This window comes from Lactococcus fujiensis JCM 16395, from assembly GCF_002441655.1.
Lineage (GTDB): Bacteria > Bacillota > Bacilli > Lactobacillales > Streptococcaceae > Lactococcus > Lactococcus fujiensis.
The window spans coordinates 15,499-39,205 of sequence record NZ_JXJU01000006.1; the positions used below are offsets into that span (position 1 = coordinate 15,499).

Below are 23,707 nucleotides of genomic sequence, written 5' to 3' on the forward strand. Positions count from 1 at the left end.
AACAAAAATTCGAAAAATTATATTCTATTTATGTCAAACTTTTTGGTATAATGTAAGTATAAGAAATAATACTAGATTGGTGTCCCCATGAGCAAATTTGATTTTGATGAAAAATTAAAAGAACTACGTGAACTATATTTTGAAAAACATCCCGTCATAAATCCTGATGAGAACCTTTTTACCCCCTTGTCTCTCGTCGAAAAAGAACAAAAAATTCTCGAGTATTTACAAGTTTGTATGAGCGATTCGGCGCAATTAACTGCTAAAATTGAAGCTCTAACTGATCAAAATGCTCCAATTGAAGAAATCAATGCCTTAAAAGACAAATTAATTGATCTTGAAGAGCATAAAGATATTTTTGAGCACAAGTTGGAATTTATTCGAAGTGGAGAAACTGACGATCAACGAAAAGAGAAATTAAAACGGCAACTTCTCGATTTGGAGTTAAAACGATCAAAATTAAAACTGATTCAAAAAGACACTGCCAAAATTGATATAAAAATTAAGCAAAAACTAGAAATTTATAAAAAATTGAAATGAATCGCCGTTAAATTTCAGAATAATGCTTGAAAATCAAAGCAACCAATCGCTTTGATTTTATTATCTCAACTATCACACATGAAAGGTCTATATGCTTCAAAACATTTTCTATGTCATAATATTTATTCTCGCCCTAGTTATCTCCAATGTGATTAATAAAGTCTTTCCAAAACTTGCATTACCTCTCGTTCAAGTAGTCCTTGGAATTTTACTTGGTTTTATGGGAGCCTCTAAATTGGTTGATGTTAGTCCCGAACTCTTTTTGGGATTAATCATTGCCCCCCTTCTCTTCAGAGAAAGCGAGGAAGCTGATGTCAAACATATTTTTAAACATATTTCCACCATTCTCTTTCTCATTCTTCCGCTTGTCTTTTTAACTTCTCTGGGTTTAGGTTATTTAACCCACTTCTTAATTGTTGGAATCCCTTTAGCTGCTTGTTTTGCACTTGGTGCCAGTCTTGCGCCTACAGATGCAATTGCTGTTGGTGCGCTATCCAAAAATTTTAAATTTCCCAAGCGGATAACATCGATCCTTCAAGGTGAAGGTTTGCTCAACGATGCTTCTGGTATTATTGCCTTTCAAATCGCTATTTTAGCACTAACCACTGGTGAGTTCTCCCTTCCGATGGCAACTATAGACTTAGTTAAATCGGTAATTGGTGGTGCACTGATTGGAATGGTTCTTGTTTGGATTAAAAATCAAATCTTGAATTTATTGGAATATGTCGATGCCCGCGACATCATCGGTTATCTGCTTCTTGAATTCATTATTCCTCTCGCAGCATTTCTTATTGCTGAAGTTGCTGAGGTTTCTGGAATCATTGCTGTAGTTGTAGCAGGTGTGCTACAAGCTAACGGCCTCAAAAAGACGACCCTGTTTGATGCACAAGTCACAAAAGTTAAAAATACCCTTTGGGAAATGATTGTTTTCATTTTGAACTCTGTCGTATTCCTCTTTTTAGGAATTGAATTGCATCAACTCGCGATGCCACTTATTCGCAGCCCCTTTTATTCAAATCCACGCTTGATTGCAATGGTCCTTGTCCTTGTGGTTGCACTGTTTACTTTACGTTTCATCTTCCTTGTTATTTATTACTGGTTCCGAACATTCAATAAGAAACAAAAATTTAGTCTGTATTGGAATGATATTTTCCTGCTAACCTTTGCTGGTTCTAAAGGAACTGTTTCAATTGCTACCATATTATTAATTCCTAGAATTGATTCAGCCCCTTATAGTTTGCTCATTTTCTTAGCGGCTTCTGTGACTGGAATTTCTTTCCTCGTCGGCTTAACGGTTCTCCCACTTATTGCCGACAAGAAAACAGTCAAAATCGACAATCTGGCCAAGATTTCAATTTTAAACGATGTTGTTGCGCAACTTCGTACAGATATGGAAAAAGTGAAAAACAAAGAAGGATACGCCATCGCAATTGATAATTACCAAGACCGAATTCAAAAACTTATTATTGAGCAAGAGAGCGCATCTACTTCCGTCGATTTTAACGAGTTGCAACTTTTAATTGTCAGACTCGAAGCTGAAGGGCTAGAGAATGCCTATCGAAACGGTGAAATCAGTTTTCCAACATATAGAATTTACCAACGTTACATCCGATCAATTGGAAAGTCAATCGTTCACGATTTTGTTTCCAGTTTACAATTTTTCTCTTTGATTATTTTCAGAGGGCTGCATTCGTTTTTCTCACAAATCCTGCACATTGAATTGTTTGGACGAAAGAGTCGCGAGCAAAGAGAAGTTACAAGAGAAGAAATTACGACCCTATATTTCAAAAATACAGAAATTATTTTACAAGCCCTTGAAAATTTGGAAAGTGTCTACGATACACAGTTGATTGATTTTTTACAAACAGAACGGCTACGGGCTGCTGAATTAGTTGCTCATGGTGGCTACATTACCCGAGTCATGCATCGTTCCGAGCCAAATAACATGCGTCAGATGATGCGAGCTTATTACCTAGAACGTAAAATTATTTTTGAATATGAGGCAGCTGGCCAATTAACAGCACGCGAGGCGAGACTTTTGCGGCAAAATGTTAATGTCCTTGAAGATTATTCTATGGAGAGTAATCATCACACACTTCTCTTTAATTTCTTGGAAAAACGTAAAAAATAAGTTTTGTTCAAAAGTTAAAAAGTATTGATTGAAATAAAATTGTTATTTATCGAAATTTATGTTAAATTTAATAAAGTAGTAAAAAGAAAATATTTGAAAGTACAGAAATGGCCAGAGCAGAGAAAATCATTAGCCTTGTCAGTGAATATGGAAAAATTGAAGTGACAAAATTGGCTCACCTCATTGGTGTTTCAAACGTCACTATTCGTAAAGATTTGGACAAGCTGGAAGATAAAGGAATTGTTAATCGCCAACACGGTTATGCCTTAATTAATAGTAACAGTACAGATAACATTAATTTTCGTTTATCTCAGAATCACGAGACAAAACAACGGATTGCACAAAAGGCTGCGGAGTCAATTTCTGACGGCGAAAGTGTCATGATTGAATCTGGTTCTACATGTGCCTTGTTGGCAGAAGAGTTGGCTAACAGCAACAAGAATGTGACAATTATTACAAATTCTACTTTCCTTCCTAACTTTATTCGCCAAGCATCAAATGTTAAGATTATCCTTATTGGCGGAGAATACCAAAGTAACTCACAAGTTAATGTAGGCCCCCTGGTCAAAAAAGTAGTTGAAGAATTTTACGTTGACAAACTATTTATTGGGATTGATGGCTTTGACTGTGAACGTGGTTTCCGTTGCAATGACATCTCTCGGTGTGCCACAACACAGGTTATGGCAACTTCATGTGACCAAGTTATTGCACTGACCGATTCCTCAAAATTCTGTCAGAATGCGACCGTCACTTGCTTTGCTACAAATCAAATTTCAAAAGTGTACACGGATACTGACCTAAAAGATGAGATGAAAGAGTTCTTATTAGAAAATCATGTTGATGTCGTAACTGTTTAAAAGCGAGCAATGCTCGTTTTTCTTTTCACTTTTTACTCCTTATATTTCAAGTCATTTGTGGACGCGAGAATGCATTGTCTCATCTGCAAAGATTGATATTCAATGAGGCCCATCATTCTCAATAAAAAAACTCCCATTGGAGTTTTTATTTTTCGATGTGAATGTCAGCACTCACAAGTACGTTGTTTTTAATAGCTTTAGAAATCATACAACTTGTCTCAGCTTTTTCTGCCAGACGACGTGCCAAATCCATCTCATGTGCATTTGCATTTTCCCCAAGTTTTAGATAGAGATGATGTGTAATGCTTTCATAGTTGAAAATTCCGTCTGTCACATCAACGACACCTTCTGATTGAACTTTAAAATCACGAATCACAATTGAATTGCGTTCCAAAAGGGCAGCTAGCGTAATAGTATAACATGTGCTCGCAGCGCCAAGTAACATTTCGTCTGGGTTTGTCCCCTCCCCCGGGCCTGACATTGATGACGGAACGGAAATTGCCGAGTGTATCGTACCTGTATTCAGTTGTCCAATCGAATTACGACCACCAGACCAATTGATTTGTGATGAAAAATGATGTTTTTGAGTTGCCATATTTTCCCCTTTTCATCAAAATTATATCAAAAAAATTGTCGAGTTGAATCGACAAGACTTGTTAATTAGTGCATTTTTCTTTTTCCTATTAACCGCATGAATGCCAAAATCCAAGTAATTAACGTAAAGCATAAGGCAAAAATAAAAGCAAAATGCATTCCTTGTAAGAAAACTTCAGGCTGATTTGGTAAATATGAATTCACTTTTGTACCGGTGATATTTGACATCTCGAAGAAAAGTAGAATAGTCGCCAATGACGTCCCTATAACGAAGGCAAAATTTCGAGCCAAGGAGTTGACCGATCCAGCAATTCCAAGATATTTCCGATCGACAGTTTCCATAATCAATGCATTATTGGGACTTTGGAAAATCCCGACTGAACCACCTTGAAGGAGTAAAACAACTGCCACCCACCAAGCTGGAGTCTGACTATTAATCATGAGGTATCCAACTTGCGATAGCACAATGCCGCTGATTCCTACAAAGGTAACTATTTCTTTATCCATCTTGTCAGCAATTGTTCCAGCAATCGGACTAAAAATTAACATGGCTAACGGATAACACATCATGAAAAGTCCTGCAATTCCAGGAGCATAAGAACGATAATCTTGCAAATAAAATGGCAACAAGATACTTGAAAACATGGCAACAGTAAAATTAAGAAGTGCCATAATCAAGCTCAGTGAAAACAATTTAGATTTGAAGATATTTAGATTGAGAAGCGGTGCAGCTGTCCGGCTTTCAACCACAATGAATGCAATAAAAAGTAAAATTCCTAAAATCGCGGCGCCAATGATAATCGGGTTAGTCCAACCCAGTGTCATTCCAAAATTGAGTGCCATAAAAAGAAGAACAATGACTGCTGTCATTAATGATCCACCTTTGAGGTCAACATCGGAAATCTGTCCCTGCCCTCTATCATTTGGAAGGGCTCGGTTTCCGAAAATCCATGCAATAATTCCGATGGGCACGTTAATAAAGAAGATATAATTCCAACTCGCAACCTGTAATATCAGGCCGCCAAGTGCGGGGCCAGCTATCGATCCAACTGATACAAACATTGAATTAATTGCAAGAGCACGGGCGCGATTTTCAGCAGGAAAAATTTGTGCAATAATTCCAAAACTCGTAGCCATCATCATCGAAGCACCAACCGCTTGAACGACTCGTGCAAATAGTAAAAATGGAAGCCCCATTCCCATGTTCATTCCTGCCAAAAATGAACCTAAAATAAAAATCGCCCAACCGATTTTAGTCACTTTTGCTTTACCAACCAAGTCCGCTAATCGACCAAAGATCAGGATAATTGCTGAAATAACAATCAAATAAATTGTGACAACCCAAGTGATTTGAGCCGTACTTGTGTGCAATTCTCGCGACATCGTCGGGAGAGCAATGTTAACAATTGAACCATCTAAGGTTGACATAAAAGTGAATATTCCAATCGCCACCAAGGCTTTTGTCCGATTTAACAAGCGACACCTACTTTCTTATTCTATTCATCAGCTTTGAATTATAAAAGATTGATTGGCATTTGTCAAAATATTAAATTTCTATTTCGAAAAAATAAAAAGCTTTCAACATTGAGAGCTTTATTATTCACTGATTCATTTTAGAATTCCACAGCAACTTCTTTAACTTTGTCAATAAATTATTCAAGTAACTTTCCCCTTACTAGGAGCATAATTATCCCCCTTGACAGCAAGATAAGCAAATTCCGTTCCTAGAAATGTTAACAGCATGGTCATCATGACCTCATTATCCAACTCTGGAATGTATTCCGAAAAAAATCAACGCTTTCAATTTCATCCGGTAAATGTGTCATTGTATAAACTGCTAAAAATTCTTGCGGACCTTTCATCCAAACCGACAAATTTGATAGTTCTGCATGCGCCGTAGCGACCAGTAATTTCGTTATAAAATGCCTTCTTTTTACATTTTATGTAATTTATGAATACATTTATTATATCACTTTGTATTCTTTTTATTATATGATAAACTGAACTATTCGGTTTTTTATGTCAAAAAAAGAAGCTCACACTTCTTTTTAACGTATTGATTCATCTACATTTATTTATAGTAAATCTGCAAATTCATCTATTTCTTCGGCATCCCAATTTTCACCTGAAATTGTAGAAACCATAATTCCTGCAACTGCACGATTAACCAATCCTTCAACATCGAACCGCGTTTCATACTGCAGGCAATTTTCTAGCTTTGGATTTGTTTTTGGAGCTGGAGGTGCGAAGACTGTACAGCAATCCTCAAATGGTAGAATCGATAAATTGAAAGTATCAATTTTTTCGGCAATCTCAATAATTTCAATCTTGTCCATTGTGACGACAGGCCTAATAACCGGTGTGTTTGTCACTTCATTAATGACTGACATTGAACCTAATGTTTGAGAAGCCACTTGTCCAAGACTTTCACCATTAATGATAACTTTTCCATCACGAATTTCGCGAATTCTATCAACCACGCGCATCATGAAACGGCGTGTAAGTGTCATCAAATAAGCCTGTGGTGCTTTCGCTTTAATTTCTTCTTGAATTTCAGTGAAAGGCACTTCAATAAACTGAATCGCTCCTCCAAAAGCTGTCAATTTTGCAGTTAGATCTTTTGCTTTTTTGAGCGCTCCAGGTGATGTGTAAGGAGGACTAGCAAAATGAACGGCCTCAATTTCAACCCCACGTTTAAGTGCTAAGTACCCTGCAACAGGAGAATCAATTCCGCCAGACAACATTAAATGTCCGCGACCTGCAGTACCAACTGGCATTCCTCCAGCGCCCTTAATCGTTTCGTAGCTCAAATAAGCTGCGTCTTGTCGAATCTCTACACGCAACGTAATTTCGGGTCTTTTCATTTGAACTTTGGCAAATGCAAAATGATCAAAGACCAGATCTCCTAATGTCTGATTTAATTCTGTAGAATCTAATTCAAAATTGTGGTCAGCACGCCGCGCTGCAATTTTAAATGTCATTCCTTCGAGATAGATTTCGTTAAATAAGTCAACAACTGCTGCTTCGATCGCAGGAATTGTCTTTTCTACTTTGATTGACGGAGAAAAATTTTGAATCCCAAAAACTTTTGTCAAACGATGAGAGACCTCAGCATAATCGGCACCATTTAAGACAATATGTGCACGGTCTCTGACGGCAGTAATTTTGAGCTCTGTAAGGTCTGACAGAACTTCACGCAAGTTTTTTGCTAATCGATTAATAAAAAAGACACGATTTTTCCCTTTTGTTGAAAGTTCTCCGTAACGAACCATAATTTCATCATAATTTACGGTCATTTTTTCTTCTTTCTAAAATTTTTTTATTTCAAATCTAAATTGAAAACTGTATTCATAACAAGAAATACACAACGTTCCAATTATAGCACAATCTATAGCAGAATTTAGAATCTTATTTCTCAATTTTAGAAAAAATGACAAGATTTTATTATCCTGCCATCTTTGATTTATTTATGCCAATTAAGCTTCTTTGAATAATTGCCCATCTTCAATTCGATAGATACTATCACTATGTTCAATCATTCGAGCATCATGTGTCACCATAATCGTTGCTTTATTCTTTGAATGAGCTTCTTTCTTGAGTAAATCTACAACTTGGAATGCTCGCTCAGTATCCAGGCTTGCCGTTGGTTCATCAGCTAAAATCAAACTTGGATTATTGTAAAGCGCTCGAGCAATGGCTACGCGTTGGCGTTCTCCACCAGAAAGTTCGCCAGGATATTTCTTTTGTAAGTCGTAAATATCCAATGTTGTCAATAATTCTTCAACATCTGCTCTATTTGTCTTTTTGTGATTAATTTTATCCACAAGCTTAAATTGATCGTCTACGCTCAAATATGGGATTAAATTTGACGCTTGTAAAATAAAACCAATTTCTTTGAACCTCAGTCTTGAACGCTCTTTTTCATTCAAATTTGTGAAATTTTGACCGTTAATTTCAATAGTTCCTGAAGTAGGCGTTTGAAGACCACCTGAGATGGTCAAGAACGTACTTTTACCAGACCCAGAAGGACCAATAATTGAAACAAATTCCCCCTGTTCAACAGAGATGTTGATTCCTTTAAGTGCATAAACTTCCGTATGTCCTTGTCCAAAACTTTTAACAACATTATTCATCACTAATATCTTTTTCATTGTCATGCTCCAATCGCTTTTGTAGGGTCAACTTTTCGAACTGTAAAAATTGAAAAGACTGATCCCAGAACAGAAACTACAACTAAGATTGCACTATAAAGTATCCAAGTTGGTATACTCAAACCGAATGGCATAGCAGCTGGAAGTATAAAACTTGTTCCATAACTTGCTAAAAATGCTAGCGCGACACCAACTAGTCCGACCCAGAATCCTTGCCATAATAATGATTTAACAATCACAAAATTAGAAATCCCTTGCGCTTTCATGATCCCGAAAATTGGAACTTTTTGTAGGGTAATGACATACATAAAGACGCCGACAATCATCAAAACGATTAAGAACATAAAGTAAATCATTGCATCAAGTGTCGTTTGTTGTGCCGTATAACCAGGAATATTGTCAATCAACTCATTAATTGAGATTGTTTTCAATTGTCCTGCTTTAACATCTTTATAAGTTGCCTCACCTGATTTGACAACCACTGCATTGACAAATGGAATTTGTTCAGAACTTGTCCCATTTTGGACACTAGTCAGTGTCTTGAATGAAGTATAAACCAGTGGTGTTGCTGAATAGTCAGAAGCTTTGGAGATCCCCACAACCTTTAATTCTGTTTTGTGATTCCCCACTTTAATTTTTTGACCGATTTTGAACCCCTCATCAGCAAGTCCTTGAGAAATAACTACTTCATCCGATTTGTTTTCATCAAACATCTGGCCATTTTTGAGTTCAGGCTTGATTACTGAATCATCAGGCATTGCAAATATGGTTATATTAATGCGATTATCTTTGCTTTTATCCACAGAGGTCGTGAATAATGAAATTGGTGAAGTTTCCCCTCCCTTGATTTTATCCACGTCAGATGTCGCAATTTGTGAGCCGTTCAAAAGATCATTCGAGCTGTCTGAAAGAATCACTTTTTCAGCTTTCCAATCTACAACTCCTTGTTTGAACTCGTTAGACAAACCTGTTGCCAAACCTGATAAGATAAAAACGACATAAGCAATCAGAAATATGATACTTCCAATTAAAATATATCTTGCTTTATAATGTAATATTTCACGTGTTGATAAAAACATAAGTCCTCCTCATATACTAATGATGTGATTTCATATTTTTGTAGTAGGCTTCGAGTCCGATGCAAACTACTTCAATTTCTTTTTCATAATGTTCAATAAATGTCTCCTCATCCCAATTTTCTGAAAAGAGACGGTAGACCAAGTCGTGTACTACTGATTTTAAGACTTGAGTAATTGGATTATTGCTTTTTGATGAATGAAATGTTCCCGTCGCTTTTTGTTTCCAAGCATGATCTAAATCATAATTCCAATCCAAGAAACGATGGCGATAAATTTCATAATTTTCACCCCGAATGAGTTGTTCTAAGAGCAAAAATTTATATTTTTCCAATGCCTCATCGATCGAATAAACTTTAACCAAGTCGATAAACAGCTGGTGAAGCTCAATGGTTTCATTTGAAAGCACAAAAAAATAACAATCTTTCAAGTCTTCAAAATACTGATAAAAACTCCCTCGTGAAATATTTAATGCTTTTACGACATGCATTACTTTTGCATCTTGATAGGAATGAGTTTCAAACTCCAATTTACAAGCTTGATAAACCCGATTCCTTTTTTCACCGGGTAGACTAAAATAAGTTTCTTTAGGCATATTTGTTCACTTTCTTACACAAAATGACACAGTGTCACTTTATAGAAGTATAACAGCTTATTTTTTATTAGTCAAAAATTTAACATCATAAAAATTATTTTATTTTTTCATATTTCTGTAATTTTTTTATAAAAAAAAGAAGCTTTCGCTTACTTTTTAAGATGGTAGTTATAACTTGCTAAAATGATGTCTTCATGTGAATTCAAAGCAACACGTAAACGAAGGCCAGTTTGGTTATGGAACATATTTTCCCATGGCTTAGAAGGGATAAAGTTCGGGATAATAACTGTTGTAGTGTAATTGCGTTTTTTAGCATTTTTACTTGCAAGACTTATGTATCGGACTGCTGGAGCTATAATATCGCGATAATTCGTTCGTATGACAGTTAAATGTAAATCAGGGAAAGCTGCTTCAAACTCACTTTCAATTTCTTGCTCTTTTCGAGTATTTTCCTTTGTTGAAACATGTAAGGCGATGACATATTCTCCGATTGATCGTGCGTAATTAATTGCCCCTAAATCGACATTTGTTACATTACCAACTAAAACAATGACGGTATTCCCATCAAATTTATGCTCAGCATGTCCTTCACGCAAGCGAAGTTGTTCAGCAACATTAACATAATGGTGATGAACGCGAATAAAGGCAAAAATTAATACAGGCAAAACAATAAAGAAAGGCCAAATTTCAGCGGTTCTGAAGATCAAGAGAATCATGACGACTGCAAATGAAATCAGAGCTCCCAAAATATTTGGAATCGAATGCCATATAAATTGTTTTCCAAGACGTTTCTTCCAGTGAATGACCATCCCTACTTGCGCCAATGTAAATGGTGTAAATACGCCTATGGCATAAAGCGGGATCAACCTTTCCGTTTCCCCTTTAAAAATCAAAAGCAAGACAATTGCTCCAGCAGCAAGACTGATAATCCCGTTTGAATAACTTAATCGATCGCCTCGAGCAGTAAACATATGGGGCATGTACTTGTTTTTCGCCATGTTAAAGGCTAAAACAGGGAAAGCAGAGTAGCCTGTATTGGCTGCTACTGCCAAAATCAAAGCAGTCGAGAATTGGAAAATAAAGAACATCAATTGCCCTAGTGGTCCACTTCCTAAAAGTCCTTTAGCCATCTGGGCAATAACGGTCACATTATTTTGCGGCACAATCCCCATCCAATAGGCGAAGAATACTACGCCTGCAAAGAAGAATGCCAGAATTGAACCCATCATTACTAAAGTGAGCGCCGCGTTATGCTCTTTTGGCCGTTTGAAAAAGGGAACAGCATTAGATATTGCCTCTACACCTGTTAGTGAAGATGAGCCTGTTGAGAATGCCTTTAATATCAAAATCAAACTAACGCCAGCGATAGAGGTTCCAATATGTGCAGGAGCCTGATATGGAAGCGAGCCCGACAAAATTCGGAAAATACCGACACCCAGTAAAATAAATGTACTGATAATAAATGTATAGACTGGTATCATAAGGAAAGATGCTGATTCCCTAAGGCCACGAAGATTCATGAACATCAAAATCAGGGCAAGAACAATCGCAATTTCCAAATTATAATTATAAAGTTCTGGAATTGCAGAAGTAATTGCATCTGCGCCTGAAGCTGTCGAAACGGCAACGGTCAACATATAATCAACTAGGAGCGATCCTCCCGAAATTAAGCCTGGGATAGTACCAAGATTCTCTGTTGACACAAGATATGCGCCGCCACCAGAAGGGTAGGCATGAATGACTTGTGTGTAACTCATAATCAGAGCGAACAAAAGCAATAAGATAACAGCAGCAATTGGAATTGAGTACCAAATCGCAGTTGCTCCTATTGTCATCAAAACCAAGATAATTTGTTCTGGACCATAAGCGACTGATGAAAGGGCATCTGATGATAGCATGGCTAATGCCTGCATCTTGTTCAACAAATGCGAATCATCGGCTGAAGATTTTAAGGGCTTGCCGATTAAAATTTCTTTAAATTTTTTAAACACTTTTTAACTCCTATAATAATAACCAAATTATTATAGCACTTTTTTTCATTTTCTGACAGTTTTATTTTTAACAAAAGAAGAATTGCTTTATAAGTTATTGATTGACTCTCTTATCCATCAATGAAGCACTTGATTCCTATCAATTTTTCACTATATTTTTTGGATTATTTCATCTTGATAAAATGAATACGTCTCCATCAATATTATTTGATAATGACATGCTGTAAAATTATCAAAAATATGATAAAATAAGCTAGAATAAACTATACAAGGAGCTATCTAAATTGGCTGAAATTGAAGAATTAAATGACCAAATGAAAGTTCGTCGTGAGAAAATGGAAAATCTGCGTGCTGCAGGTATTGACCCATTTGGCACTAAATTTGTACGAACTCATAATTCTGCTGAATTACACACAAAGTATGATGCAGATACTAAAGAAGAACTTGAAGCAAAAGGCTTGACTTCCACTATCGCTGGACGTATGATGACGAAACGTGGAAAAGGAAAAGTTGGTTTTGCACATCTTCAAGACCGCGAAGGTCAAATTCAAATTTATGTTCGAAAAGACGCCGTTGGTGAAGAAAATTACGACATCTTTAAGAAAGCCGACTTGGGTGATTTTCTCGGAGTGGATGGCGAAATTATGAAGACCGACACTGGTGAAGTGACAATCAAAGCAACTCATTTAACATTCTTGAGTAAAGCATTGCGCCCATTGCCAGAAAAATTCCACGGCCTAACTGATACTGAAACACGTTACCGTAAAAGATATCTTGACTTAATTTCAAATCGTGAAAGTTTCGATCGTTTTATTACTCGCTCTCGTATTGTTGCTGAAATTCGCCGTTATATGAACTCACTTGGTTTTATTGAAGTCGAAACACCAATTCTTCAAAATGAGGCCGGTGGAGCTGCAGCCCGCCCATTCTACACTCACCATAACAGCCTTGATATGGATATGGCTCTCCGTATTGCAACTGAACTTCACTTGAAACGCTTGATTGTTGGTGGAATGGAAAAAGTTTATGAAATGGGACGCGTTTTCCGTAATGAAGGAATGGACCAGACTCATAACCCAGAATTCACAACGATGGAAAGCTACGAAGCCTACGCTGATTTTAATGATGTCATGGATCTTGTCGAAGGAATTTTCCAATCTGTCGCTAAAAATGTTGTCGGAAAAGAAGTTTTGGACTATGATGGTCATGAAATTAACATGGGTGGCAATTATCGTCGCGTTCACATGGTTGATGCAATCAAAGAAGTTTCAGGTGTTGATTTCTGGAAACCAATGACTTTTGAAGAAGCTTCAGAAATCGCTGAAGAACATAAGATTCATCTTGACCCCCACATGAATACCGTTGGACATATTATTAATGAATTCTTTGAAACTTACGTTGAAGAAACATTGATTCAACCAACATTTGTTTTTGGTCATCCAAAAGAAATCTCACCATTGGCAAAATCTAATGCTGATGATGCTCGTTTCACAGACCGATTCGAATTTTTCATTGACGGTCACGAATTTGCAAATGCATTCTCAGAATTGAATGACCCAATTGACCAATTGGAACGCTTCAAGAAACAAGCTGAAGCTAAGGAACTTGGTGACGATGAGGCTACCGGAATTGACTATGACTTCGTTGAAGCATTGGAACATGGTATGCCACCGACAGGTGGACTAGGAATTGGTATTGATCGTTTGGTAATGCTTTTTACTGGAACAACAAGTATTCGCGATGTCCTCCTTTTCCCAACAATGAAATAAGAAAACCAAAACACTTTGTCAGTACCGACAAAGTGTTTTTTATTCTTACCGGGAATCCTTAAATTAATGGGTGGCATTCCCTTTAAATTTTTTCTCGTCAGCTGTGTAATACTCAGCATCTGCTCGTCTTACAAGATATGTCTAACATAACTTTGACAAAACCTACAATAAAATATCCCTATTTTTGACAGTACAACATCTTCAATCCAATTCACCTGCTTCATTGAAGACTCGGAACTAATAAAAATTCTTTTTAAATTTTTTGGTCAAAAAAAGAGACTGTTTAAAGTCTCAACCTTCCAAATATTTTTCCCAAATTTCATCAAATAAGGCTAAATTGTAGTAAAAAGGAGCTTGAGTTTCCAGATAAGTGGAAACTTCATCAAAATTTTTACTTTGTTTTGGAAAAAGGGAATCACGAAATGCTAAATTGGCAAGTCGTGTTACATCGTCAATTTCAATAGGCGAGCGATGTTTCATCAAGAATGTATAAAACGGCATACTCATCATTGCCACCTCTCTCTTTTTTAATCACATTTTATTCTTTTTTGTCCAATGCTCCAGAATAAAGGCTCGTCGGTCCTGTATCTCCTCCTTATATTCCTTCGGATGCGTCCGATAAAAACCTTGATGATAGGCTTCCGCAGGCCAAAATGTCTTAGCAGGCTCTATTTTTGTCACGATATCTTCATCAAAACGACCTGAAGCTTGTAAAGTCGCTTTTGATTGTTCAGCAAGTATCCGTTGTTGTTCATTTGTATAAAAAATAACTGGACGATAATTATCCCCGCGGTCTTCAAATTGTCCAAAAGCATCAGTTGGATCTGTTGTTTGCCAATATAACTCAACAAGGTCTGAATAATTCACTTTTTCATTATCGAAAATAATTTCGACGGCTTCAGTATGCCCCGTAACATGTTGTTTGACTTGTTCATAAGTGGGAAATTCAAAGTCACCACCCGTGTAACCGCTAGTCACAGTTAAAATTCCATCACGTTCTTCAAAAGGTTGGACCATACACCAAAAACATCCCCCAGCAAATATTGCTTTTTCTGTTGCCATATTTCTCACTTTCTTTGACTAATTATACCACAGAGAAATTAATTTTAAGAATATAAAAAGATCATGAGACTTGTTTTAACTTGGTTTGACACCTTATTTATTATATTTCAAAAGAATAATTTATCAGAATTCCTTTAATTTTCTAAACAATATTTACTTTATACTTTACTTTTGAGTTTTAATTAAGTATAATATGTTCCAACGTATTCTATAGAATTCAGAATACCAAAATTAAATAAAATTATTAAAAGAGGGAAAATCATGAAAAATTGGAAAAAAATTGGTTTAGGTTCAGTCACTTTGGCTTCCGCAGCGCTACTTGCTGCTTGCGGATCAAGTTCATCTTCAACCCAAAAAGTACCACAACTTGCAATCCCTGTTGATATTTCAACACTCGATTCAACATTAAATACTGATACCTATTCAAATATTTTTATCGGAAATACTGAAGAAGGTGCAACACGGGTCGCAGCTAACGGTCAAGCAGCAAATGCTTTGGCCACATCAGTAACTGAATCATCAGATGGTTTGACTTGGACAATTAAACTGCGGTCCGGACTGAAATGGTCGAACGGTGATGCATTGACCGCAAAAGACTTCGTTTATGCTTGGCAACGTGCGGTTAATCCTGCAACAGGTTCACAATATGCCTATCTGCTAGGAAACATCAAAAATGCAAATCAGATTATGGGATTAAAGACAGCAACTCAAGCCGATTTGGATACTTTAGGAGTCAAAGCTAATTCTGATACTGAATTGACAGTGACATTAACCCAACCGACCCCATATTTCAAGTTCTTGCTTGCGGAATCTGTTTATTATCCGCTGAATCAAAAATTTGTTGAAAAAGAGGGCAAGAATTATGGAACTTCTTCCGCTAAAACTTTGTATGACGGCCCATTCATTTACAAAGGTAGTGGTTGGACTGGAACCAATGAAAGCTTCCAATTAGTCAAGAATCCAAATTATTATGACAAAGCAAATGTAAAATCAAATGAAGTTGACATTCAAGTTGTGAAAAATGCAAATACAGCTGTCCAACTTTATAAACAAGGTAAGCTCGATCAAGTTGCTTTAGGAACACCCGACTTGTACAATGCAAACAAAGGCTATACTAAAAACACGTCGCTCGTTGATTTGAAGGAATCGACCACTGATTATATCGAATATAACCAGACCGGTAAGGGAACTTCAAATACGACAGCCGCAAAAGCTCTCCAGAATCAAGACATTCGCGAAGCGCTCAATCTCGCGACTGACCGTACTTCAATTATTGCCCAAACAACAGCTGGTTCATCGAATGCGACCGGATTTGTACCTTCTGGTATGGCGCAGACACAAACTGGTGAGGACTTCGCCAAATATGCGGCACAGCCTTATAAATATGATGTCTCAGAAGCAAAAACACTCTGGGAAAAAGGCCTGAAAGAAATTGGGGAGACAAAAGTCAACCTTTCATATGAAACAGATGCAGATTCAACAGGTGCTAAAGCACAGGCTGATTTTCTCCAAACGTCACTTGCAAAAGCCCTTCCAGGTTTAACCATCACTGAAAAAATTGTTCCTTTCCAACAACGCTTAAAGGATTCAGCAAATCATCAATTTGATATGGTCAATTCATTATGGGGTGGCGATTACGCTGAACCATCAACCTTCTTGCAACTCTTTGCTTCAGGTTCTGGCTACAATGACGGCGGATTCACAAATGCCGCTTATCAAGCAGCATGGACGAAAGCTTCAACCTTACCTGACGTAAGTAATGATGCTGCACGTAATGCGGATTACAAAGCTGCCGAACAAGCACTTTATGATTCAAGCTCAATCAATCCAATTTACTTCCGTACGACGCCAGCACTTCAAAGCAATAACCTCCATAACCTTATTTTCCATGGCACAGGATTGGAATACGATTTAAAGAGTGTTTACGTTAATTAATTTTTTTCAGAAAATCAATAAAAGGACTTGTGACAATTCGCAAATCCTTTTATCTTATTTTAATTTACTAACACAGTACCTTCGGGATTTTGCTTAATTTTCCCTTGCTTCATCAAGCCTCCTAGGGCTTTTTTGAATTGCCCTTTAGAAATTCCAAAGGTTGCTTTAATTTCATCTGGGCTTGATTTGTCATTTAAACTCATTTTTCCGCCCATTGATTCAAGATAAGCAAGTACCATTTGACTATCGGCATCAAGCATTTCATATGAACGTGGTTTAGCGGACAAATTAAGTGATCGATCTTCACGTCTGAAACCAATTACGCGAACCTGCATTTCTTGCCCAATACGTGGAACAGAAAAGCGTTCATTGGGATGAATAAAACCAAGCATGTTGTTATCTGGCAAATAAACAAATGTCCCAGATTCCTTATTCCGGTAGACAATTGCCCGCAAATTTTGATTATTCATATTGTCATAAGCAACATTGGCAAGTTGCCAAAAATCCTCATGCCAAGCTAAATGTCCCCAGATACGTCCTTTTTTGTCGACAACCAATTTGACATACAGTTGGTCACCTTTTTTTGGCCAAGTTTCTTTGTCAAGTGGTAAATCATCAAGCGAAACGACGATATCTTTTCCTGGCAAACCAGTATCCAGAAAAACACCTAAGTCTTTTCGAACGTCTGTAACGATGCCCCAACCGAACGTTTCTTGAGTTGCTTTCTGTTCAACAGTAGTAAAACGAACATGTTCTGCTTTGTCCACATATGTAAAGCCTGTTACAACGTCACCAACTTGATGTTCCCCTTCTTCCTTTGCCAAACGGAAGATTGTGTCTCCCTTTTGTAAAAAGTAAAATTGTTCTCCCTCTTCAACAATGAGCGCGGAGATTGTTGTTGCTATATAATTTTCCATTAATTCCTCTTTGCTCTCTTTTGAAAGCAATAATTATTCTGAAAAACGGCCCACAGAGCCGCTTTTTTGCCTAAGATTTGACAAATCAGCCAAAGTCTTGATTGATTAAATATCTAAAAGTTCTTTTTCTTTAACAGATGCAAGTCGATCCGCTTCTTTAGTTGCATCATCAGTGATCTTTTGAATGTCTTTTTCAAAAGCTTTACGTTCGTCTTCTGTAATTTCTTTAGCTTTTTCTTGCTTCTTAACGGAGTCCATTGCGTCGCGGCGAACATTACGAATAGCAACTTTGCTAGCCTCAATGAATTTGCCCATGTCTTTGACCAATTCTTTACGACGTTCTTCAGTCAACATTGGAATTACCAAGCGAATAACTGAGCCATCGTTAGCTGGTGTAATTCCAAGATCTGATTCATACAAGGCTTTTTCGATGTCTTTCAATATGGTCTTATCAAATGGAGTCACCATTAAGACACGTGCCTCAGGCACTGTAACTGATGCTAGTTGATTCAAAGGTGTTGGAGCACCGTAGTAAACAACTTGTATACGGTCAAGCAAACTAGCGTTGGCGCGACCTGCACGGATATGTGCCAAATCACGTTGCAAGCTTGCGAGGGATTGTTTCATTTTTTCTTTTGCATTATCAATAATTTCGTTAGCCATTTTAATTTCTGTCAGTGATGACAGACTCCTTTATTTAATTTAAAATAATTTATTTTAATTGATTATTCGACTGTTGTCCCGATGTTTTCGCCAAGAACGACACGTTTGATGTTTCCCATTTCGTTCATGTTGAAGACAACAAGTGGAATGTGATTATCCATTGACATCGTTGATGCTGTCGTATCCATAACATGAAGACCTTTAGTAATTACATCCATGTGTGACAAGCTTGTAAATTTGACTGCATTTTCATCAAGTTTAGGATCAGCATTATAAACACCATCCACACCATTTTTAGCCATTAATATAACATCTGCATTAATTTCAGCCGCACGTAAGGCTGACGTCGTGTCTGTTGAAAAATAAGGCGAACCAGTCCCACCTGCAAAAATAACAACGCGTCCTTTTTCAAGGTGACGTTCAGCTCGACGACGAATATAAGGTTCAGCAACGGCAGGCATTGAAATAGCTGTCATAACGCGCGTATCAACACCCAGATTTTCGAGCGCTGATTGCACAAAAAGTCCATTTTGGATTGTCGCTAGCATCCCCATATAGTCTGCTTGAGCACGTTCCATCCCGGCTTTTTCACCAGTAACACCACGCCAAATATTTCCGCCTCCGCAAACAATCGCAATTTCAGCTCCTAAGTCATGAACTTCTTTAATTTCTTTTGCTACAGATTTAGCAGTTTCGGGATCAAAACCAAAACCTTTCTCACCAGAAAGTGCTTCGCCAGAAAGTTTAAGTAGTACACGTTTATATTTAATTTCAGCCATGATTCCTCCATGAAGTTATGGGAACGCATAATTCCCTTGGGCAGCACTTTTTATCTTTCAAAAATGTTGCCACTCAAAAGCAAATGTACCGTAATACTTTACACAATACACCATTTTATTAATTAGTACTATTTTACCATAATTTTCGTTTGAAAAAAAGGCTGAATTAGCCTTTCTTTTTAAATTGCCCCTAAGGTACTCATGAATAAAATTAGACCTATGATAAGCAAAAATATCCCTAATATCTTCCCTATCGGTCCATACAATGGCAATGGCGTTCTGCGATTCACAAATTTTTTTTCAAGAGTCGGCTTCTGAAGAATGAAATAAAGACCGCCACCAATGAAAACTAATCCGCCAAGGATTAGCATCAGCATCGTTACAAAATTATTTTGCATCCTAAGCCTCCTCAACCACCTGATATTGCTTATGGAAATCGCGCTCTGAAAGCATCCGAAAATGATTTCCTGAATTCACAAGATAATAACCAATTGGACCAATGATAGCTCCTAGATAAAATCCAGGCGACTTCAAAATTAACGTATGCGTCTCGGGTAGTTCATCCCAGTAGAGCTGTTCTTTGTCAAACACTGTTTTCAGCCAACCAATCGGTTCTTCTTCTGGATTAATTTGCCAAGCATCAATTGTTTCGAAACCATTCTTTACCTTTAAAAGTTCAGCATCCCGAACTTTTTTCATCATCATGACACGGACTTGAGGTGCTGACAAAAGGTTTAATTCTTTCAAGGCTTTAATATTGTCAAAGATTTCAATGTTTCCATTTGCATGCTTAACAATCACGTCGTGCTTCGCCATTGTCATTCCCGAGTCAAGTACATCTTGTACCCACTGTTCAGGTTCTGGTTCTTCCGATGACTTGTGCCAAATTTCCACAAGCTCCCCCCTAAGACTTGCTTTCATAAAAATACCTTCTTTTCTTTGATAAATTTATTATAGCACCATTTAATTTATTTTTATCAAAAGTCTCAAACTTGACTTATTTTTTTAGTTCTTTTTTAAATTTTTCAACATCACGAGCGATAACCAATTCTTCATCCGTAGGAACGACAAGTACTTTGACCGTTGACTCTGGTGTAGAAATATCGCCAACTGCGCCGCGCACATTTAACTCAGGAATAATTTCCATCCCAAACCAAGACAAACCTTGAACGACATCGCGTCGAACATCCTCATCATTTTCACCGATCCCAGCTGTAAAAATCAGTGCATCAGCACCATTCAGAACACCAAAATATTGTGAAATATATTTTTTTAGTCGGTCAACAAACATCTCGTATGCTAAGATTGCATTCTTATTTCCTGAGAGACGCGCATCTTGTAAATCGCGCATATCACTTGTTACTTCGGAAACTCCTTTAATTCCTGAGCGATTGTTGAACATATCAATAACATCTTGAGCATCATTTAATTCAGGATCATTAGCAATTAAGTAAGGAATTACGGATGCATCCATTTCACCAGATCGTGTTCCCATCATGACGCCGCCAAGTGGAGTGAAGCCCATAGAAGTATCAACAGACTTCCCTCCGTCAATCGCTGAAATTGAAGCCCCATTCCCGATATGTGCCGTAATTAGTTTAAGTTCCTCGACTGGCTTGCCCAAAATTTTGGCCGCTTCTTGTGAAACGTACATATGAGACGTACCATGAGCTCCATATTTCCGAACAGCATATTTTTCATAGTATTGATTTGGAATTGGATAACGGAACGCCTTCTCAGGCATTGTCGTATGAAAGGCCGTATCGAAAACAGCTACAGAAACAGCATCAGGTAATAGTTTTAAGAAGGCTTCAATTCCAGCAGCATTAGCTGGGTTGTGAAGTGGGGCCAAGTGTGAAATTGATTTAATTTGTTTCAGTACCTCTGGAGTGACAAGCGCAGATTTTTTGAAAAATTCACCACCTGCAACCACACGATGTCCAACACCAGTAATTTCACGAAAATCGTCGACTAAATTAAAGTGAATCAACGTATCCATCAAGAGCAAAACAGCTTGCAGGTGATCAACAATTTTTTGTTTACGTACATGAGCTTGCCCATCAATCTTTGCAGTAGCGACCGAATCAGGCAAACCAATCCGTTCAAATATCCCTTTTGCGATAACTTTTTCTTCTGGCATCTCATAGAGTTGCCATTTCAATGATGATGAACCTGCATTGACCGAGAGTGTTTTTTCCATATTAAGCTCCTTAATGTATGCGTTTTATTTGTTAAGTATAACATATTTTTGTAAAATAAAGAACGAAATATATATCTTTGAGTAATAAAAAAAGAACCATAAGGTTCATTTTTATTTTATTTCAATGCTTCAACATCACGTGCAATCATTAATTCTTCATCTGTTGGAATGACAAAGACTTTAACGCGTGATTCAGGCGTAGAAATTTCACCCTCGACATGATTGGCATTCTTTTCATGATCCAATTCAATGCCAAACCAAGTCAACCCATCAAGAACGGCTTCACGCATATATTCCGCATTTTCACCAATCCCAGCCGTGAAAACAATAGCATCTGCACCATTTAAAACAGCAAGGTATTGACCAATGTATTTTTGAATACGATCGCAATACATTTCAAAAGCCAAGACAGCTTTCGGATTGCCTGCTTTACGTCCATCACGTATATCACGCATATCAGACGAGATTTCAGAAATCCCTGCCAAACCAGATTCTTTATTGAGCATATCCACAACATCTTGTGAAGTTTTCAAAGATGGATCATGAGCCATTAAATATGGAAAAACAGATGGGTCAAGATCACCTGAGCGAGTCCCCATCATAATTCCACCAAGTGGAGTAAAGCCCATTGATGTATCAACTGATTTACCACCATCAACTGCTGTAATTGATGCTCCATTACCAATGTGGCAAGTGATAATTTTTGTTTCTTCAAGTGGTTTGTTTAACAATTTTGCTGCTTCTTGCGAAACATATTGGTGTGAAGTTCCATGAGCCCCATATTTACGGACTTGGAATTCATCATAGTATTTATTTGGAACGGGGTAACGAAAGGCTTTTTCAGGCATCGTTGCATGAAAAGCCGTATCAAAGACCGCAACTCCTGTCGCATCTGGCAATACCTTGTCAAAGGCACGCATACAAGCAACGTGTGCAGGGTTATGCAATGGAGCCATTGGTGACAAATCTTCAATTTGTTGAATAACTTTTGGACTCAAAAGCGTTGATTTCTTGAACAGTTCACCACCTGCAACGACACGGTGTCCAATTCCCGTGATTTCAGTGAATTCTTTAACAATGTTAAAACGTTTCAAATCGTCAAGCAAGATCCGTACAGCTTCAGTATGATTTGGAATATCAAGGACACGTTCTTCTTTTTCACCTGCATATTTCACAGTCGTAATTGAATCATTCAATCCAATCCGTTCAATAAGTCCTTTTGCAATTACTTTTTCTTCTGGCATTTCATAGAGTTGCCATTTCAATGAGGACGATCCTGCATTGACAGCGAGTGTTTTAGACATTTCTATTTCCTTCTTTTTTACAATTATTCTCTTCTATTATATCACAAATTCACAATGATAGCGGTTTTAAATTTGAAAGAAGATAAGAAAAAAGCCTCTATTAGAGGGGCTTTTTTATTTTACATTTTTTTGAAAGGCATTCATAAAATCTTGGATGCGTTCCCGATCTGTGAATTGATCGATTGGATAAACAAATGTTGGATTATTATCTGTTGCTGTCTTTTTAATCAAGTAAATGGCTTTTGAATCATGTTTGAACAATCCTTCTGGCAAAGTAACAACAGCCGCCAAATGGGCGTGATGTGTCAGCCACTCTTTTAATTGAGGGGCTTGCGAGCTTGTCAATAAATCAGAAGGGGCAAGGAAAATAGCAAAGCCACTCTCTTTCAAGTATTTCATTGCTTCTTCAATCATTAAATGGTGTGCAAAAGTGTGTCCTTCTTTAAGCCCAACCTGGAATGTTTGAGCTGTTTGAATGTCAGGATAAAAGCCTATCGGCAGGTCAGCAATGACAACATCAACAGCTTCCATCAATTGGCTCTGAACAGCATCAACTTGCATAAATGTCGCTTCGGTACCTATCACTTCTGAGATTGATGCCGATAAATCTAGCAACAAGTCGTCAACCTCAAAACCGACATAGTCAATTTCCCGATTCAAGTTAACGAGGAGATATTCGCCAAGGTTTCCAGTGCCTGAACCCATTTCTAAAATGCGAAGTTTATGATCAGAATGTAAGCTTTCAATCATAAATTGAAATAGTGTAGCAATTGAATCTGGTGTAAATGAATGATTTGGTTGCATTGGTGCAACTTGAGAACCTTTGAGCAAAACAAATTGGAAAAGTTTTTGCCACTCTTTTTTGTTCAAATTTAGTGCGCGCAAACGATCATTATTTTTTGTCAAAGCTGCCAAAAGATCCTCTGCTGATGTTGGGGATTTCGTATTCACTAAATTAACTGAACCTAGGAATGCCGCATTTTGTTCAACAAAAGCATCATAAAAATCTGTATCAAGCGTTTTTTCAATGTGCTCAATATTTTCATTGATCAACATGAAGGCTTGTTCAATTTTTTCCATGTCCATAATTATTTTCTCCTTTATTTTTTTCTGGGGAGGGCGGAAAAAAGCTGTCAGTTCTGA

Annotated in this window: 22 protein-coding genes; 5 read left to right on the plus strand and 17 right to left on the minus strand. The window is 37.4% G+C overall.

The window, feature by feature from the left end; genetic code table 11:
• The first annotated feature begins 87 nt into the window (after window positions 1-87).
• The 3 genes from RT41_RS05680 to RT41_RS05690 all read left to right on the plus strand — a co-directional run bounded on the left by RT41_RS05680 (window position 88) and on the right by RT41_RS05690 (window position 3,528).
• Window positions 88-540, plus strand: a complete 453-nt coding sequence (locus RT41_RS05680; RefSeq protein WP_096818089.1) for a hypothetical protein — start codon at window positions 88-90, stop codon at window positions 538-540.
• Between the two features lie 91 nt (window positions 541-631).
• Window positions 632-2,671: a cation:proton antiporter gene (locus RT41_RS05685; RefSeq protein ID WP_096818091.1), complete on the plus strand. Its 2,040-nt coding sequence runs from the start codon at window positions 632-634 to the stop codon at window positions 2,669-2,671.
• 107 nt (window positions 2,672-2,778) lie between these two features.
• Entirely contained in the window at window positions 2,779-3,528 is a 750-nt protein-coding gene (locus RT41_RS05690) for a DeoR/GlpR family DNA-binding transcription regulator (RefSeq protein ID WP_054639474.1), read from the plus strand.
• A gap of 145 nt (window positions 3,529-3,673) precedes the next feature.
• On the opposite strand, the gene RT41_RS05695 is transcribed toward RT41_RS05690, so the two are convergent.
• The 7 genes from RT41_RS05695 to RT41_RS05725 form a co-directional block, all read right to left on the minus strand.
• Complete coding sequence (locus RT41_RS05695; RefSeq protein ID WP_054639475.1) at window positions 3,674-4,123, minus strand: SACOL1771 family peroxiredoxin; 450 nt, start codon at window positions 4,121-4,123, stop codon at window positions 3,674-3,676.
• 65 nt (window positions 4,124-4,188) lie between these two features.
• A complete protein-coding gene (locus tag RT41_RS05700; RefSeq protein ID WP_054639476.1) occupies window positions 4,189-5,598 on the minus strand; it encodes an MFS transporter in 1,410 nt (469 codons plus the stop codon).
• 599 nt (window positions 5,599-6,197) lie between these two features.
• Window positions 6,198-7,418, minus strand: coding sequence for a tRNA uracil 4-sulfurtransferase ThiI (gene thiI, locus RT41_RS05705; RefSeq protein WP_096818094.1), 1,221 nt, complete (start codon window positions 7,416-7,418; stop codon window positions 6,198-6,200).
• A gap of 180 nt (window positions 7,419-7,598) precedes the next feature.
• Window positions 7,599-8,273: an ABC transporter ATP-binding protein gene (locus RT41_RS05710; protein WP_054639477.1), complete on the minus strand. Its 675-nt coding sequence runs from the start codon at window positions 8,271-8,273 to the stop codon at window positions 7,599-7,601.
• A 2-nt stretch (window positions 8,274-8,275) separates the two neighbouring features.
• Window positions 8,276-9,352 (minus strand): ABC transporter permease, encoded by a 1,077-nt coding sequence (locus tag RT41_RS05715; RefSeq protein WP_054639478.1) that lies wholly within the window; start codon window positions 9,350-9,352, stop codon window positions 8,276-8,278.
• A 16-nt stretch (window positions 9,353-9,368) separates the two neighbouring features.
• Window positions 9,369-9,944, minus strand: coding sequence for a TetR/AcrR family transcriptional regulator (locus RT41_RS05720; RefSeq protein WP_096818096.1), 576 nt, complete (start codon window positions 9,942-9,944; stop codon window positions 9,369-9,371).
• A 149-nt stretch (window positions 9,945-10,093) separates the two neighbouring features.
• Window positions 10,094-11,935, minus strand: a complete 1,842-nt coding sequence (locus RT41_RS05725) for an APC family permease (RefSeq protein ID WP_245811618.1) — start codon at window positions 11,933-11,935, stop codon at window positions 10,094-10,096.
• A 314-nt stretch (window positions 11,936-12,249) separates the two neighbouring features.
• Between RT41_RS05725 and lysS the strand changes: the two genes are divergently transcribed.
• Entirely contained in the window at window positions 12,250-13,704 is a 1,455-nt protein-coding gene (gene lysS / locus RT41_RS05730) for a lysine--tRNA ligase (protein ID WP_054639528.1), read from the plus strand.
• Window positions 13,705-13,995: 291 nt separating this feature from the next.
• Here the strand turns inward: lysS and RT41_RS05735 are convergent, their stop codons facing one another.
• Together RT41_RS05735 and msrA are read right to left on the minus strand one after the other, a co-directional pair.
• Window positions 13,996-14,205, minus strand: coding sequence for a YozE family protein (locus RT41_RS05735; RefSeq protein ID WP_096818243.1), 210 nt, complete (start codon window positions 14,203-14,205; stop codon window positions 13,996-13,998).
• A gap of 30 nt (window positions 14,206-14,235) precedes the next feature.
• On the minus strand, window positions 14,236-14,766 hold the full coding sequence (gene msrA, locus RT41_RS05740) for a peptide-methionine (S)-S-oxide reductase MsrA (RefSeq protein ID WP_096818100.1): 531 nt from the start codon (window positions 14,764-14,766) through the stop codon (window positions 14,236-14,238).
• A gap of 261 nt (window positions 14,767-15,027) precedes the next feature.
• Between msrA and RT41_RS05745 the strand changes: the two genes are divergently transcribed.
• Entirely contained in the window at window positions 15,028-16,701 is a 1,674-nt protein-coding gene (locus RT41_RS05745; RefSeq protein WP_096818102.1) for a peptide ABC transporter substrate-binding protein, read from the plus strand.
• A gap of 59 nt (window positions 16,702-16,760) precedes the next feature.
• Here the strand turns inward: RT41_RS05745 and RT41_RS05750 are convergent, their stop codons facing one another.
• The 8 genes from RT41_RS05750 to RT41_RS05785 form a co-directional block, all read right to left on the minus strand.
• Window positions 16,761-17,618 carry a CvfB family protein gene (locus RT41_RS05750; protein WP_096818104.1) on the minus strand — a complete coding sequence of 286 codons (858 nt, stop codon included), beginning with the start codon at window positions 17,616-17,618 and terminating at the stop codon, window positions 16,761-16,763.
• Window positions 17,619-17,723: 105 nt separating this feature from the next.
• A complete protein-coding gene (frr, locus tag RT41_RS05755) occupies window positions 17,724-18,281 on the minus strand; it encodes a ribosome recycling factor (protein WP_096818106.1) in 558 nt (185 codons plus the stop codon).
• Between the two features lie 62 nt (window positions 18,282-18,343).
• Entirely contained in the window at window positions 18,344-19,060 is a 717-nt protein-coding gene (gene pyrH / locus RT41_RS05760; RefSeq protein ID WP_096818107.1) for a UMP kinase, read from the minus strand.
• A gap of 179 nt (window positions 19,061-19,239) precedes the next feature.
• The gene (locus tag RT41_RS05765) at window positions 19,240-19,458 is read right to left on the minus strand and encodes a hypothetical protein (RefSeq protein ID WP_054639482.1); all 219 of its coding nucleotides are present in this window, start codon (window positions 19,456-19,458) and stop codon (window positions 19,240-19,242) included.
• Between the two features lies 1 nt (window position 19,459).
• Window positions 19,460-19,981 (minus strand): hypothetical protein, encoded by a 522-nt coding sequence (locus tag RT41_RS05770; protein WP_054639483.1) that lies wholly within the window; start codon window positions 19,979-19,981, stop codon window positions 19,460-19,462.
• A gap of 76 nt (window positions 19,982-20,057) precedes the next feature.
• Window positions 20,058-21,260: an acetate kinase gene (locus tag RT41_RS05775; protein WP_096818109.1), complete on the minus strand. Its 1,203-nt coding sequence runs from the start codon at window positions 21,258-21,260 to the stop codon at window positions 20,058-20,060.
• A gap of 116 nt (window positions 21,261-21,376) precedes the next feature.
• Window positions 21,377-22,564, minus strand: a complete 1,188-nt coding sequence (locus tag RT41_RS05780; RefSeq protein ID WP_054639484.1) for an acetate kinase — start codon at window positions 22,562-22,564, stop codon at window positions 21,377-21,379.
• A 114-nt stretch (window positions 22,565-22,678) separates the two neighbouring features.
• On the minus strand, window positions 22,679-23,650 hold the full coding sequence (locus RT41_RS05785) for a class I SAM-dependent methyltransferase (protein WP_096818111.1): 972 nt from the start codon (window positions 23,648-23,650) through the stop codon (window positions 22,679-22,681).
• Window positions 23,651-23,707: the final 57 nt, after the last annotated feature.